A 14,714-nucleotide genomic window follows, 5' to 3' on the forward strand; every position below is an offset into this window, starting at 1 on the left:
GGAGTGTGGAGTGCGCGGTGCGCAGTGCGAGAACTGCGCCTCCGCAATCCGCACTACGAACTCCGTAGCGCCCGCAGGATCCGCTCCTCCAGCCAATACACCGGCCGCCACGGCCAGCGCCCGGCGACGAAGCCCACGTGCCCGCCGCGGGAGCTCAGCTCCAGGGTCACGCCCGGCCCCAGCTCGTGCGCGAAGGGCAGGCTCGCCGGAAACAGGAAGGGATCATCGGCGGCCTGGATGATCAGCGTGGGCGTGTCGATGTCCGGCAGGTATTGCCGGCAACTGGCGTGCTGGTAGTAGTCGAAGACGCCGGCGAAGCCGTTCAGCGGCGCCGTGATGCGGTCGTCGAAGGTGTTGAAGTCCCGGATCGCATCCAGGTCCAGCGCCGGCCCCAGCGCCGCCGGCAGCGGGCGGCCGGCGAACTTGCGGCGGAAACTGCGCTTGAGCCGCCGCACCAGATAGTCGCGGTAGATGCGCGAGAAGCCGCAATTCAGTCGCAGCATCGCATCCCTCAGGACGAAGGGGGCGGATACGGCGATCGCCCGCTCGAGGTGCACCTCGGGCCTACCTTCGCCCAGGTACTTGAGCAGCAGGTTGGCGCCGAGCGAGTAGCCCACCGCGGCGCGCGGCGCGCCGCCGGGGTCTCGCGCCAGCGCCGCCAGCACCTCCGCCAGGTCCGCGCTGGCGCCCGAGTGATAGGACCGGTCGAGGCGATTCGGTTCGTCGCTCGCGCCGCGCAGGTGCATGAACACCGGCCTGAAGCCTTCCCGTCGCAGGCGTCTCACCAGCGCGCCCGCGTAGTGGGAGCGCAGGTCACCCTCCAGTCCGTGGATGATCAGCACCGCTGGTCCCGTCTCGGCGCCCACGGCGAGGTCGATGAAGTCCCCGTCCGCGAGCTCGACGCGCCGGCGGGTCAGCGGCAGCCGCGATGCGGGCGCTGCCCGCCGCGCCAGGCTGCCCCACAGCGTCTGCGCGTGCGCTCCCGGCAGCCACCAGGCGGGTTGGAAGTCGCTTGGAACGATCTGGCCCATGAGCCTTGCTCGCAAATTCACTGCAATGGAGCGGTTGGTTCCCGCCGTGCTTACCCCAGCTGCCGCGCGTAGAGTGCCGCGTAGGCGCCGTCACCATGGCGAGCAGGTCTGCCCAGCGGTAGCCCGCGGTCGTGTCCGGTACCGCCACCCCCTGGGTCACATGTGCAACAGCGATGTCGTGTGTCTCCCCAAGTCAATTTCGGAGAAAACCAGTATGAGATTGACTTGAATGGCTTTCTACGGCTAGGCCCATGTCCGATTGACGGCTTTCATTTGTGGCGCGGGCACACCGTCCCCTATACTCTTCGTCGTCCACGCTGTCACGCCAGACGCCCCCTGAAAGATTATGACCATGCTTCGACCGGCGCTGTTGCTTGCCGCCTGCGTCATCGCCCTCTCCCCCCTCCACGCCGGGGCCGACGATCTGCTGGCGATCTACGACCTGGCCGTGCAGAGCGATCCGACTCTGCGTGAGGCGGAGCAGAACCTGTACGCGACCCGAGAGGTAAAGCCCCAGGCGCGGGCGCTGCTGCTGCCGGACTTCTCCCTCACGGGGAACGGGCGGTACCAGAACGTCAAGACCAACCAGAAAACCACGTTCGGCACCTTCAAGCGCAATGACACCTATGCCAGCGGGACTGTCGGCGCGGTGGTGAATCAGTCGGTCTACGACCGCGCCAACTGGATGCGCCTGAGCCAGTCCAACAACACCATCGCCCAGGCCGAGGCGGAATACCGCAACTCGCAGATCGACCTGATGGTCCGCGTGACCGAGGCGTACTTCGGGGTGTTGGAGGCGTCCGACGCGGTACGCGTCAACGCGGCCCTGGTGGCCGCCGACGAGCGCCAGCTGGAGCAGTCCAAGCAGCGCTTCGAGGTGGGCCTCGTCGCCATCACCGACGTCAACGACAGTCAGGCCGCCTACGACCGCTCCCGTGCCAACCTGATCACGGCCGAGAACGATCTGGACAACAAGTGGGAGGCCCTGCGCCGCATCATCGGCCCGGTGTCGGTACCGCTGGCGCGGCTCGGTGACCGCCTGCCGCTGGCTCCTCCTCAGCCCGACGACATCAACGTTTGGGCCGAAACCGCGCTTGCCAACAACTACGCCATTATCGCCGCCAAAGAGGCCACCGAGGCCGCGCGCAAGGAGATCAAGATCGAGCGCTCCGGGTACCTCCCGACCGTCGACGCCCAGGCCGGTTACGACATCGCCCGCGACGGCGCGGAATTCTACTCGGACAGCGACACCGGCTACGTCGGCCTGAGCCTGAACGTCCCCCTGTACCAGGGTGGCGCCGTCGCCTCACGCACTCGCCAGGCGGGGCATAATTTCCGCGCGGCGCAGGACCGTCTCGACCAGCAGCGCCGCGACGTCATCAACCAGGTGAAGGACGCCTTCCGCGGCGTCATCTCCAGCATCAGCGACGTGCGCGCGAGGCAGGCGGCCATCGTTTCCGCCCGCAGCTCGCTGGAGTCCACCCAGGCCGGTCTGGAGGTCGGCACCCGCACCCAGGTGGACGTGCTGAACGCCCAGCGGGACCTGTTCCAGGCCGAATTCGACTACCTCGCCGCCCGCTACAACTACATCATCAACGGCGTGAAGCTGCACCAGGCCACCAGCACCCTCACGCGCGACGTGCTGGCCAAGGGCAACGAATGGCTCACCGAGGCGGATACGGTTCCGCCGCCGGCATACTGAGTGACCAGGTAGTCGGGGCTGGGAGCTAGGGCCACTGTCTTCGCGGGCCGCCGCTCCACCTAGCCCCTTGTGCACAGCCTTGGAATTGTCGATACCGTTCGCTGCTGTCGGACGCGAGCGCGTGTCGGCCTCCAGGTCGACACGGATCAGCGCCGCGGGCCGCCTTGAGAGCGGCCTCCTTACTTCCGCGTGAGTGCACTAGCCTCTAGCCCCTCATTCAATGTCAGGCAACTCCATCGGCAAGTCGTTCGTCCTCACCACCTTCGGTGAGAGCCATGGGCCCGCCATCGGCGGCATCGTCGACGGCTGCCCGCCCGGACTGCCGCTCACCGAGGCCGACCTCCAGCGCGATCTGGACCGCCGCCGGCCGGGCCAGTCGCGGCACACCACCCAGCGCCGCGAGCCCGACCAGGTGCGCATCCTCTCCGGCGTGTTCGAGGGGCGCACCACCGGCACGCCCATCGGGCTCTTGATCGAGAACCAGGACCAGCGCTCCAAGGACTACTCCGACATCGCCGTCAGGTTCCGTCCCGGCCACGCGGACTACACCTACACCATGAAGTACGGCTTCCGCGACTACCGCGGCGGCGGGCGCTCGTCGGCGCGGGAGACGGCCATCCGCGTCGCTGGCGGTGGCATCGCCAAGGTGTGTCTGCGGGAGCTGGCGGGGGTGACGGTGCGCGGCTTCCTGTCGCGGCTCGGGCCGATCGACGCGGCCAGCCTGGACGCCGACGGCTTCGAGTGGGACGAGGCCGACCGCAACCCTTTCTTCTGCCCCGTCCCCGCCCGGGTGGCGGAGCTGGAGGAATACATGGATGCGCTGCGCAAGTCCGGCGACTCCATCGGCGCCGAGGTCACCGTGGTGGCCGACGGCGTGCCGCCCGGGCTCGGCGAGCCGGTGTTCGACCGGCTCGATGCCGACATCGCGCATGCGCTGATGGGCATCAACGCCGTCAAGGGCGTGGAGATCGGCGCCGGTTTTGGGTGCGTGGCGCAGAAGGGCACCGAGCATCGCGACGAGATCACTCCCGAGGGCTTCCTGTCCAACAACGCCGGCGGCGTGCTCGGTGGCATCTCCAGCGGCCAGCGCATCGTCGCGCGCCTCGCGCTCAAGCCCACCAGCAGCCTGCGGCTCCCCGGTCGCAGCGTGGATCTGCACGGGCAGGCGACGGAGGTGGTCACCACGGGCCGCCACGACCCCTGCGTCGGCATCCGTGCGACGCCCATCGCCGAGGCCATGCTGGCCATCGTGCTGGCCGACCACTTGCTGCGCCACCGCGGGCAGAATGCCCAGGTGACGCCGCCGCTGGCACCGATCCCGCCTGGCCGCGGCTAGCTCGCGTGCCTGTGGGAGCGGCACTCGCGGTGCCGCGCTTGTGGGAGCGGCACTCGCGGTGCCGCGACCCCCAGGAATCGTCCCACCGCCGTCTCCAAAATGCGCTTTCGTTGGCCTCGCTGCCGCATCCGGTTTCCCCTCTGGCGCCCCCTCCGGGCTATATGGGCCAACGCCAAGTGCCCCCGCAACGGCGAAACGCCAACCCGCGCGGCCGTGCGCCTCGGCATAATGCGCGCAAAGAGGCTGCGCCGAGATGCTTCCATCCGTGACTTTCCGCGCTGAGACCGGCGAGCGTATGCCCTACGCGCGGCTTTCCAGCTACTACTTCTTTTACTTTGGGGCGCTCGGCGCCCTGGTGCCCTACTGGGGACCCTACCTGCTGGAGCGCGGCTTCGCGCCCGCCGCCATCGGCGTGCTGATGGCCATCCTGATGGGCACCAAGATCGTCGCCCCCAACGTCTGGGGCGTGTTGGCGGACCGCGCCGGCGCGCGCATGCCCAGCGTGCGACTCGGCGCCTTCCTGGCGCTGGTGTGCGCGGTGCCCGTGTTCTGGGCTGGCGGCTTCTGGAGCATGGCCCTGGTGATGGCCGCGTTCAGCTTCTTCTGGAACGCGCCGCTACCCCTGATGGAGGCGGTCACCTTCAACCACTTGGGCGAGCGGGTGAATCGCTACGCCAACGTGCGGGTCTGGGGCAGCATCGGCTTCATCGTTGTCGTGCTGCTGTTGGGCTGGCTGCAGGAGCGCGCCGGTAGCGGAGTGGTGCCCGCGGCGGTGCTGGCGCTCTTCGGCGGCGTCTGGCTCGCGTGCCTGCTGATCCCCGACCGCGGTCAGGCTCGTGCGGACCATACGCATCTGCGGCTCCGCCGGCTGCTGGCGCGCCCGGAAATCCTCGCCTTCCTTGCGGCCTGTCTCCTGATGCAGGCGAGCCACGGCGCCTACTACGCCTTCTACTCCATCCACCTGGAAAACCACGGCTACGGCGACACCGCCGTCGGCGCCCTATGGGCGCTGGGCGTCGGCGTCGAGGTGCTGGTATTTATCAACATGCACCGGCTGCTGGCACGCTTCGGCGCGCGCCGGGTGTTGCTGGCTAGCCTGGCACTGGCGGTGCTGCGCTGGCTGTTGATCGGCGCCTACGTGGACCTCGTGGCGGTGCAGCTCCTGGCGCAAAGCCTGCACGCGGCCACCTTCGGCAGCTTCCACGCCTCCGCTATCCATCTCACGCATCACTACTTTCCCGGCCGCACCCAGGCGCGCGGCCAGGCCCTCTACAATAGCGTCAGCTTCGGCGTCGGCGGCGCCACCGGCAGCCTCATCGCCGGCTCGCTGTGGTCGGGCGCCGGCGCCATGGTCACCTTTGCCGCGGCCTCCGGGCTTGCCGGGCTTGGGTTCATTGCCGCGCTGTGGGTGGATCGGGAGCGGCGGTATTGACGGCGCGGCGCTCCGACCGATACCGACCCGCCACCGACCGCGACAGGTTTGCGACGGCGACGCGCTCGCCGGTGCGCTGCCTGGCCTCTAGCCGGTCCACCTGCGCTTGGATCAGCCGCAGGTTGTAGGGGCGGCAGGCGAGCTCGCGGAGGTCATGCATTTGGTCCAGCATAGCAATGTCCTGCTCCACGCCCTGCGGGGACGCCGCTTCCACGTAGAGACGCAGCACCGCGCGCCTGTGTCATGCTCCGCGAGGGCGCTAGAATGGCGCGTGCGCCGCGGCTACAGGAGACCTCGAAAAATGCCTTCCATGGCATTTTTCGAGACGCGAAGCGAAAACGCGGTTTCCGCTTCGCTTCATTTCTCAAGCGCCGAGGCGCCTGAGAAATGGCGGAGCATCCTGCCCCGCGCGAGCACCTCGAATTTTTCGAGGCGCCCTACACCCCGGCGCCGCCCTGCTCGGCGGGGCGCAGTCGTCCTCGAGCCGAGCCTTGCCTGTCATGACCCAAGCCTATGCCGTGCGGTCCGGCCGCCGTTATCCGCCCGGTGCCAGCATCTCCGACGAGGGGATCAACTTCTCGCTTTACAGCCGTCACGCCACCGGTGCGACGCTGTTGCTGTACGCGCCGGGTACGGATGCGCCGTTCCAGGTCATCGTGCTGGACCCGGAGGTGAATCACAGCTTTTTCAGCTGGCACGTGGAGGTCGTCGACCTGCCCCCAGGCACCCGCTACGCCTGGCGGCTCGACGGGCCCTGGGATCCCCAGGGCCACGGCTGGCTGTACGACCCGCACGTGGAGCTGCTGGACCCCTGGGCGCGGGCGCTGGACGCGAGTCACTGGGACCGTGCCCGGCGCTGCGGCGACGGGCCGCGACCGGGCGACGGCATCCGCGGCGTGGTGCTGGCGGACCCGTACGACTGGGAGGGCGACGAGCCGCTGCGGGTGCCGTCCCAGGACATGGTGATCTACGAGCTGCACGTGGGCGGCTTCACGCGCCACCCGAGCGCGGGCGTGACGCGCCCGGGCAGTTTTTCCGGCGTCGTGGAGAAGATCGATCACCTGAAGCGGCTCGGCATCACCCACGTGGAGCTGATGCCGGTGATGGCGTTCGACCCGCAGGATGTGCCGCCGGGCACGGGCGACGCGGGGCTCAGCAACTACTGGGGCTATAGCACGCACGGGTTCTTCGCGCCGCATCCGGGCTTTTGCACCGGCGACCCCACCGAGCACCGGCGCGAGTTCCGCAACATGGTGAAGGCGCTGCACCGCGCCGGCATCGGCGTGCTGCTGGACGTGGTGTTCAACCACACCGCCGAGGGCGGGCGGGGCGGCCCGGTGATCCATTTCAAGGGCCTCGGCAACGAGACCTTTTACATGCTGGACGCCGCCGACCACAGCCGCTACCTGGACTTCACGGGTTGCGGCAACACGGTCAACGCCAACCACCCCTTCGTCGCCCGTTACATCATCGACTGCCTGGAATACTGGGTGCGCGAGATGCACGTGGACGGCTTCCGCTTCGACCTCGCCAGCGCCCTGGCCCGCGACGGCCACGGCGTGCCCATGGAGCATCCGCCAGTGCTCTGGGGCATCGAGCTCTCGGACGTGCTCGCCCAGTCCAAGATCATCGCCGAGGCCTGGGACGCCGCCGGCCTCTACCATGTGGGCAGCTTCCCGGGCTATCGCTGGATGGAGTGGAACGGCAAGTACCGCGACACCCTGCGTGCCGCGGTGCGCGGCGACGCCGGCTTGGTGGCGGAGCTGGCCACCCGCATCGCCGGCAGCAGCGATCTCTACCAGGGCAACCTGCGCCACCCCATCAACAGCATCAACTTCGTCACCTGCCACGACGGCTTCACGCTGGCGGACCTCGTCGCCTACAACCACAAGCACAACGCCGCCAACCACGAGGGCAACCGCGACGGCTGCGCGCACAACCTGAGCTGGAACTGTGGTGTCGAGGGCGACACCGATGACCCCGCCGTGCTGGCGCTGCGCCGCCGCCAGGCGAAGAACTTCCTTACCGTTCTGCTGCTGAGCCAGGGCATCCCGATGCTGGCGTCAGGCGACGAGCTGCTGCGCACAGCCGGCGGCAACAACAACACCTGGTGCCAGGACAATCCCACCGGCTGGCTCGACTGGCGCCTGGCTGAGAAGAACGCCGACGTGGTGCGCTTCGTCGCCGGGCTCATCGCGTTGCGCAAGCGCCACCGCAGCCTGCGCCGGCGGCACTTTCTGCGCGATGACGACATCCTGTGGCAGGCCCTGGACGGCGGCCCGCCCGGCTGGGGCGACCCGCAGTGCCGCGAGCTCGCCTTCACGCTGACCGGCCGCGCCAACGACGAGCCGCCGCTGCATGTGCTGATGAACTTCAGCACCAAGGCGTGCACTTGCCTGCTGCCGCCGGTCGAGGGTTGGGGTTGGGCCATCGCGGTCGACACCGGGGCGGCGCCGCCGCGGGATCTGATCGCGCCCGAGCACCAGCGCACCATCGGTGCCAGGCGCTGGCGGCTTGGCGCGCGCAGTGTGCTGGTGCTGGAGGGGCGTAGCGGATGAAGGTCCGATGCGACGATGGCGCGGATAATCTCTACCCGGGCCGTGGCGACGCGGTCCCCGAGGGCGTGATGGAGGGCGTGGCAGGCGCGAGCGTCGAGACCGCGGATTCAGGCCGGATCGCCGGCACCGAGCGCCCCGATGTCGCCGTCGAGCCCGATCTCCAGACTCCCCTGTCCCACATGTTGGAGTAGGACCCAACAACCTGGCTCGATAGCAAAGCGGGCTAGCGCAACCGCGGCCCGGCACCGGCTTTGGGTGGCCGGCTTGCGCCACGCCTTGCCCGACAACCGCGGGCAAGACCCGTCCGGTGTTCTCGGCTGGCCGACTACGGGGGGCGAACTCGCCAAGTCTCCGCCGGATCGGGCACAATTCCCGGTTTGTTCCCTTGTGATTCGGCGCCGCGATGCTCGCCACGAACATTTCCCACGCTCTCGGTCTGCACATGCACCAGCCGCCGGGGAATATGGCTGTGTTGATCGAGACCAATCCCTGGGAGGCGGAGCAGATCATCCGCTGCTACGAGCGCCCGACCCGCTACGCGCAGCATTACGCCGATGTGGGGCACCTCCACATCGGCTTCTCCGGCATCCTGCTGGAGCAGTTCGTGGACCCTGCCATCGTCGACCGCTACCGCCACATCATCGACATCCCGGCGATGCTCGACGCCTACCGCAGTACGCCGAACATCGAGCTCATCGGCATGGGCTACTTCCACCCCATCTTCCCGCTGATCCCGGAGGCCGACTGGCAGGAGCAGCTGCGCACCGGCCGGGACATGATGACGGAGGTCTTCGGCCGTGCGCCGCGCGGCTTCTGGCCCCCGGAGATGGCCTTCTCGATGGAGATGATCCCGGCCCTGGTGCGGGCGGGGTATGAATACGTCGTGGTGGACGGCGTCCACGTGCATCCGGAGGACGGGGTTAGCGACGTCTTTCGGCCCTATCTCGCCTGCTACGACGATGCCTGCATCACCATCGTGCCGCGGGACCGCGACGTGTCGAACGCGCAGGAGAGCGGGCTCGACGCCACCTGGTTCGCGCACGAGGTCACGCATCGCTGCCGCTTTTCGGCGCGCCCGGGCGAGCCGCGGCTGTGCACCACCTGGTCCGATGGCGAGAATGGCGGCTGGTTCCGGCAGACGCACGAGGGCGCCGGCTTCTTCGGCCACTATTTTTCGCCTTACATGGAGCGCGTGCGCGGCGGCGACTATCCGATCCGGCCCGTGGGTCTGAGCGAATACCTCGCCGCTCACCCCGCCAGTGCGCACGCGCACGTGCAGACCGGCGCCTGGAACGTCGGCTCCACCTCCGGCTTCGATCTCAGCCAGTGGGCCGGCTCCCCGCGGCAGCGTCAAGGCGCCGAGACCGTCCGCGATCTGAGCCGGCGCTGGTGGGCGCTGCGCGATAAGGGCACCGCGCCCGCTGACCCGCTTGCGCGCGCCCGCCGGCTGGTGCTGGAGGCGGAGACCAGTTGCTATCTCTTCTGGGGCGACGACTGGCTGCCGAAGCTCGCGTGGCTGACCGATGCTGCGGCGGAGCTGATCGAGGCCATGGAGGCCAGGCCCGCCGAGGCGGAGCAACAGCAGCCGGCGGCCGGGGCGACACCCGCAACGGCGCCCGCGGCCGCGCCTGCGCCGGCGCAGGCGGCCAGTGCGCCGCAGGAGGCGGTCGGAGCGATCGATGTGGCCGCGGTGTCCGAGCAGCCGGTGCCGGCGGTCGAAGTCGCGGCCGAGGTCGCGAGCGAGGCGCCGGCAGCGGCCGCGCCAGTCCCTGCCGCGCCCCAATCTGGCTCGAAAAGTGGCTCGGAAGACCTCTCGAAGACCGCCTCGGAAACTGTCTCCAAGGCAGGCGGGCCGTCGGGCAAGGCCGAACGGGAGCCGGACTCCTGAGCGCGTCACGAACCACTGACAAGCCGCAACGGATGCACTCGTGAATACCGGGCACCGCGATGGCGATGGTTCCATGCCGGCCCCCGATCCGACCCTGGGCGGCCTCGGCGCCGAGCCGGTCAGCGCGGCCGACGGCTTTCCGGACACCGCGATCGGCACGCACCTGGTGCTGTACCAGACCGACGACGGCGCCGTAGACCTGCGCTGGCGCATCGACCCCGCCGATATCGCGCACGCTCGCGCCGCCTTCGCCGGCGCCGAGGCCCACGCGGTGCTGCGGCTTTTCCACCTCGGCGGCAACGGCGACAACCGGCTCATGGCAGATGCGGCGCTGGGCAGCGATACCGAGGCCGAAAGCGGTCTGGCCCACTACGCCGGAGGCGATGCCGAAGGGCTGTTGCAGGCGGAGATCGGGCTTGCCAGCGCCGATGGCGGTTGGTTGCTCATCGCCCGCTCCAACGGATTGCCGGCCGCAGCGCCTGTGGAGGTGGACTTCCTGCGTGAGCAGGGGCCTGCGTCGGCGCCCGTGGTCGCCGCTGCGGACGCCGCGCAGTCCGGTGCAATGGCGGCATCGGCGGATGCCGGCCGATCGGGCACCGTTGCAGCCCGGGATGCGGCCGAGCCCCTGCGGCTCGAGCCCGAGTTCCCGCTGGTGGCGCCGGAGCTGTCCGAGCGCGCGGCGTCGGGCGTCGTGCCGGGCGCCGCGCCGGAGCGGACGCCGACGGTGGCGAGCGGCGTCGCCCTCGCCTCCGATCTCGATGCCGCCACCGATGTTGCGACCGGAGCCCGCGCTCCCTTCGGCGCCGGCGCGGCTGCCGACACGACGCTGGGCCGGGCCGGGTATGGAGCGCGGCTGCTGGCCGGCGCGGACGGGCAGTCGCTGTCGGAGCCGCCACCCGGCGGCGTGGTGCCGCGGCTGACGCAGCGGCCGCTCCCGCGTCCAGATCAGCCTGAGACTCAGCCCGGCCCGCGGCCCGCGGCCCCGCAACCGGCACAGACGCCGGTGCCGGGCAGCGGCCCGCTGCGCCCGGCGGCTGACGAGGCGACGCTCACCGCGGAGCTTCTGGTGCAAGGCAGCGCACCGCCCAATACGCTGCTGGACCTGGGCGGTCATGCCTACCGGGTTGGCCCGGGCGGGCGCTTTCAGTTGCGCATCCCCATTCGCGATCGCGAGGTGATCATGCGCGTGCTGGCGACCCTGCCGCGGTTGCCGGTGGCCGCCCCGGCCGATGGCGAGGTGCAGGGGCTGCCGGAGGAGTGATCGGGCGCCAGAGCCTGCATCGTCACCGACCGCAACCGCGCTGGACGCAGCGAGTGCAGCGGCGGCAAAGCCGGCACGATGCGTATAATCCCGGCATCGAGCCCGCCCCAGCCGCCGCCATCGCTGTATCCGTCAGGCGCGTCGCAACCCGGTGGCATCCGGCGCCGCCGGGATGTCGAGCCGCCCCGGCCTTGAGCCCAGATGCCGGATTTCCGATTCGGGCCGCACAACCCCTGATCTCAACGCGCAAGCCTCAGCTAAGGACCGCCCTATGTTCATTGTCATGGCCAGCCCAGAGTGTGCCCCCGTCGCCAAGGCCGGGGGGCTCGGTGACTTCGTCCAGGGGCTGGGCCGTGAGCTGTCCGTCCGCGGCAACGCCGTGGAGATCGTGCTACCGAAGTACGACGCCCTGCGCTTCGCTGGCATCTCGGGGATGCACAAGGTTTACCGCGACCTCTGGGTGCCCTTCCACGACAAGGCCATCCACTGCGACGTGGAGTACGGCGAGGTGGACGGGCTCCAGTGCTTCTTCATCGATGCCCACTCCGAGCACGGTTTCTTCAACCGGGGCAAGATCTACGGCGACGCCGACGACGCGGACCGCTTCGCGTTCTTCTCGCGGGCGGTGATGGAGTTCCTGTACAAGTCCGGTAGGCGCCCGGACATCATCCACTGCAACGACTGGCACACCGGCCTGATGCCCGTGCTGCTGTGGGAGGTGTACGCCGAGCTCGGCATGGATCACAGCCGTGTCTGCTACTCCTTGCACAACATGGGCCACCAGGGCTGGACCGGCCCGCAGGTGCTGCACATGAACCGTCTCGACGCCGGCAGGCTGATGACGCCGGAGCGCCTGCGCGACCCGGGGAATCCCGGCGCGGTGAACCTGATGAAAGGCGGCATCGTCTTCTCCAACTTTGTTACCACCGTGTCGCCGCGCTACGCCTGGGAGATCCAGCACACCGATCAGGGCATGGGTCTGCAAGGCGTCCTGCAGGAGCACGACCGCAAGTTCGGCGGCGTGCTGAACGGCATCGACTACAACACCTGGAATCCGGAGATCGATCCGCACATCCCGGCGCAGTACGGCCCGGATACCCTCCCCGAAAAGGCCAAGTGCAGGGCGGCGCTGCGCCAGCGCGTCGGCCTCGGCGACGCGTTCAAGCCCATCGTCGCCGTGGTGAGCCGGCTCGACAAGCAGAAGGGCGTGGAGCTGATCCGCCACGGCATCTACTACGCGCTGGAGCAGGGCTGCCAGTTCGTGCTGCTCGGCAGTGCGCCCGACCCCGCCGTCGATGCGGACTTCCGGCGCATCAAGCATGAGATGGACGCGAACCCCGATTGCCACCTCGAGCTCGGCTACGACGAGGACCTGGCGCACCTGATCTATGCCGGCGCGGACATGATCCTGATCCCGAGCATCTACGAGCCCTGCGGCCTCACGCAGATGATCGCGATGAAGTACGGCTGCGTGCCCGTCGCGCGGCGCGTCGGTGGCCTGGCGGACACCGTGTTCGACGCCAACTATTCCGACCGGCCGTTCGAGGATCGCAACGGCTACGTCTTCGACGACTTCACCTACGCCGGCCTCGAGGGCGCCTTGGGGCGCGGCATCGGGCTCTGGAAGCGCTTCCCTGAGTATTTCCGCCAGCTGCGTGTCAACGGCATGCGCCAGGACCACTCTTGGAACGAGCCGGGGCAGCACTACCTGGACATCTACAACCACATCCGCGTCTAGGAAAACGCCCGCCGTTCCGCGTGCGGTGCGGGCGGCATATCGTGGTCGTGGTCGGATACTCGACAACGACAACGACAACGACAACGACAACGACAAGGAAGGCAAAGTTAGGTGAAACGCTGCACTGGGTCCGGTGGCTTTCGCGTCGAGATTCGACAAGAATGCCGCGTAGGTCGGGCCGAGGAACGAGGCCCGACACCGCGCACGACCTGACCTTCTGCTCTGCGCCCGCCATGAAGGACGCCACCCGCATCGAGCAGCTCTCTTATCGCGCCGACGCGGCCGCGTTGTTCGGCGCCGCGGCCGCCGAGCCCTGGGCGGTGCTCCTGGACAGCAATGCCCACCACGCCGGTGGCGGGCGCTGGGACATCCTGGCGCTGGCGCCGCGGGCGACGCTGCATACCGTCGGTGCCGTCACCGAGATCCGCACCGGCAACCGCCGCCGCCGGTCGCGGGCCGACCCGCTGCACCTGCTGCGCGAAGCGATCGGCCCACGGGTGTATTCCGCGGCCGCCGCTGAGCCGGGGCTACCCTTCATCGGCGGCGCCATCGGCTGGCTCGGCTACGACCTTGGTCGACGCCTCGAGCGACTCGGGCTCCAGGCGCCGCTGCCTGCGGGCGCACCCCAGATGGCCGTCGGCATCTACGACTGGGCGCTGCTGGTGGACCACCACGCCCGCGCCGCCTATCTGGTGGGGCAGGGCAGCCCGGCAGACCCACGCCGGCAGCGGCTGCTGCGCCTGGCGCAGGAGTGGGAGCCGGCGCCCTGCCTGCCGTTTCGGGTCACCGGGCCGCTCCTCAGCGACATGGATCAGACCGACTATGCCCGGCGCTTCGCCGCCGTGCAGGACTATATCCGCGCCGGCGACTGCTACCAGGTGAACCTGGCACGGCGCTGGCAGGCGCCCTGCGCCGGTGACCCGTGGAGCGCCTATCGCGTGCTGCGGCAGCTCAACCCGGCACCCTTCGCGGCCTATCTCAATACCCCTGGCATGCAGGTGCTCTCCGCCTCGCCGGAGCGCTTCCTGAGTTTGCGCGACGGTCTGGTCGAGACCCGTCCCATCAAGGGCACGGCGGCGCGCGACCCGAACCCCGCGCGCGACCGGGCACTGGCCGCCGGGCTTGCGGCCAGCGCCAAGGACCGCGCCGAGAACCTGATGATCGTGGACCTGCTGCGCAACGACCTCGGCCGCTGTTGCGAGACCGCCAGCATCCGGGTGCCGGAGTTGTTCAAGGTCGAGTCCTACGCCGGCGTGCACCATCTGGTGAGCACCGTCACCGGCCGGCTGCGGGCCGATGCCGACGCGGCGGCGCTGCTGTGCGGCTGCTTCCCGGGCGGCTCCATCACCGGTGCGCCGAAGATCCGCAGCATGCAGATCATTGACGAGCTAGAGCGCGCGCCGCGCGGGGTCTATTGCGGCAGCATCGGCTACATCGGCTTCGACGGCGCCATGGATACCAACATCGCCATTCGCACCGCCACAGTCTGCAACGGCCGCCTCGACTTCCGCGCCGGCGGTGGCCTGGTGGTCGACTCCGACTGCGATGCCGAGTGGGCGGAGATCGGGCTCAAGGCGCGCGCCATGCTGGAGCTGGTTGGGGCAGTCAGTGGTGACGCGTGGCCGGCTCTGGGACGCGATCGCGGCGCTGTTGCTTGGCGCAGCGACCTGGTGTGAGGCCGATTTCAGATGTCCATGGCCTGATCCCGTTTTCCCGTGTAAGACCAGCAGTTCTGTCCCGACCTACGATCCGCTCGTTTTCGTCGTTG

The 14,714-nt window shown here is 69.2% G+C and carries 11 protein-coding genes; 9 read left to right on the plus strand and 2 right to left on the minus strand.

The window, feature by feature from the left end:
* Positions 1-53 precede the first annotated feature (53 nt).
* Positions 54-1,031, minus strand: coding sequence for a hydrolase (locus LJE69_RS07200; protein WP_296923287.1), 978 nt, complete (start codon positions 1,029-1,031; stop codon positions 54-56).
* A 346-nt stretch (positions 1,032-1,377) separates the two neighbouring features.
* Between LJE69_RS07200 and LJE69_RS07205 the strand changes: the two genes are divergently transcribed.
* From LJE69_RS07205 to LJE69_RS07215, 3 genes are all read left to right on the plus strand, one after another.
* Complete coding sequence (locus LJE69_RS07205) at positions 1,378-2,733, plus strand: TolC family outer membrane protein (protein WP_296923289.1); 1,356 nt, start codon at positions 1,378-1,380, stop codon at positions 2,731-2,733.
* Between the two features lie 220 nt (positions 2,734-2,953).
* On the plus strand, positions 2,954-4,069 hold the full coding sequence (gene aroC / locus LJE69_RS07210) for a chorismate synthase (protein ID WP_296923292.1): 1,116 nt from the start codon (positions 2,954-2,956) through the stop codon (positions 4,067-4,069).
* A gap of 295 nt (positions 4,070-4,364) precedes the next feature.
* Positions 4,365-5,501 (plus strand): MFS transporter, encoded by a 1,137-nt coding sequence (locus LJE69_RS07215; RefSeq protein ID WP_296923385.1) that lies wholly within the window; start codon positions 4,365-4,367, stop codon positions 5,499-5,501.
* On the opposite strand, the gene LJE69_RS07220 is transcribed toward LJE69_RS07215, so the two are convergent.
* Complete coding sequence (locus LJE69_RS07220) at positions 5,461-5,730, minus strand: hypothetical protein (RefSeq protein WP_296923294.1); 270 nt, start codon at positions 5,728-5,730, stop codon at positions 5,461-5,463. The genes LJE69_RS07215 and LJE69_RS07220 overlap by 41 nt on opposite strands.
* A 271-nt stretch (positions 5,731-6,001) precedes the next feature.
* On the opposite strand from LJE69_RS07220, the gene glgX reads away from it, so the two are divergent.
* The 6 genes from glgX to pabB all read left to right on the plus strand — a co-directional run bounded on the left by glgX (position 6,002) and on the right by pabB (position 14,622).
* Positions 6,002-8,059: a glycogen debranching protein GlgX gene (gene glgX / locus LJE69_RS07225; protein WP_296923296.1), complete on the plus strand. Its 2,058-nt coding sequence runs from the start codon at positions 6,002-6,004 to the stop codon at positions 8,057-8,059.
* On the plus strand, positions 8,056-8,250 hold the full coding sequence (locus LJE69_RS07230) for a hypothetical protein (protein ID WP_296923298.1): 195 nt from the start codon (positions 8,056-8,058) through the stop codon (positions 8,248-8,250). The genes glgX and LJE69_RS07230 overlap by 4 nt, the downstream gene beginning before the upstream one ends.
* Positions 8,251-8,522: 272 nt before the next feature.
* The gene (locus LJE69_RS07235) at positions 8,523-9,947 is read left to right on the plus strand and encodes a glycoside hydrolase family 57 (protein WP_296923300.1); all 1,425 of its coding nucleotides are present in this window, start codon (positions 8,523-8,525) and stop codon (positions 9,945-9,947) included.
* Between the two features lie 73 nt (positions 9,948-10,020).
* Positions 10,021-11,208, plus strand: a complete 1,188-nt coding sequence (locus tag LJE69_RS07240) for a hypothetical protein (RefSeq protein WP_296923302.1) — start codon at positions 10,021-10,023, stop codon at positions 11,206-11,208.
* Positions 11,209-11,479: 271 nt separating this feature from the next.
* Entirely contained in the window at positions 11,480-12,946 is a 1,467-nt protein-coding gene (locus LJE69_RS07245; protein ID WP_296923304.1) for a glycogen synthase, read from the plus strand.
* Positions 12,947-13,179: 233 nt separating this feature from the next.
* Positions 13,180-14,622 (plus strand): aminodeoxychorismate synthase component I, encoded by a 1,443-nt coding sequence (gene pabB / locus LJE69_RS07250; RefSeq protein ID WP_296923306.1) that lies wholly within the window; start codon positions 13,180-13,182, stop codon positions 14,620-14,622.
* Positions 14,623-14,714 lie beyond the last annotated feature (92 nt).

The sequence above is a fragment of the Thiohalocapsa sp. genome (assembly GCF_022340605.1).
Taxonomy (GTDB): domain Bacteria; phylum Pseudomonadota; class Gammaproteobacteria; order Chromatiales; family Chromatiaceae; genus Thiohalocapsa.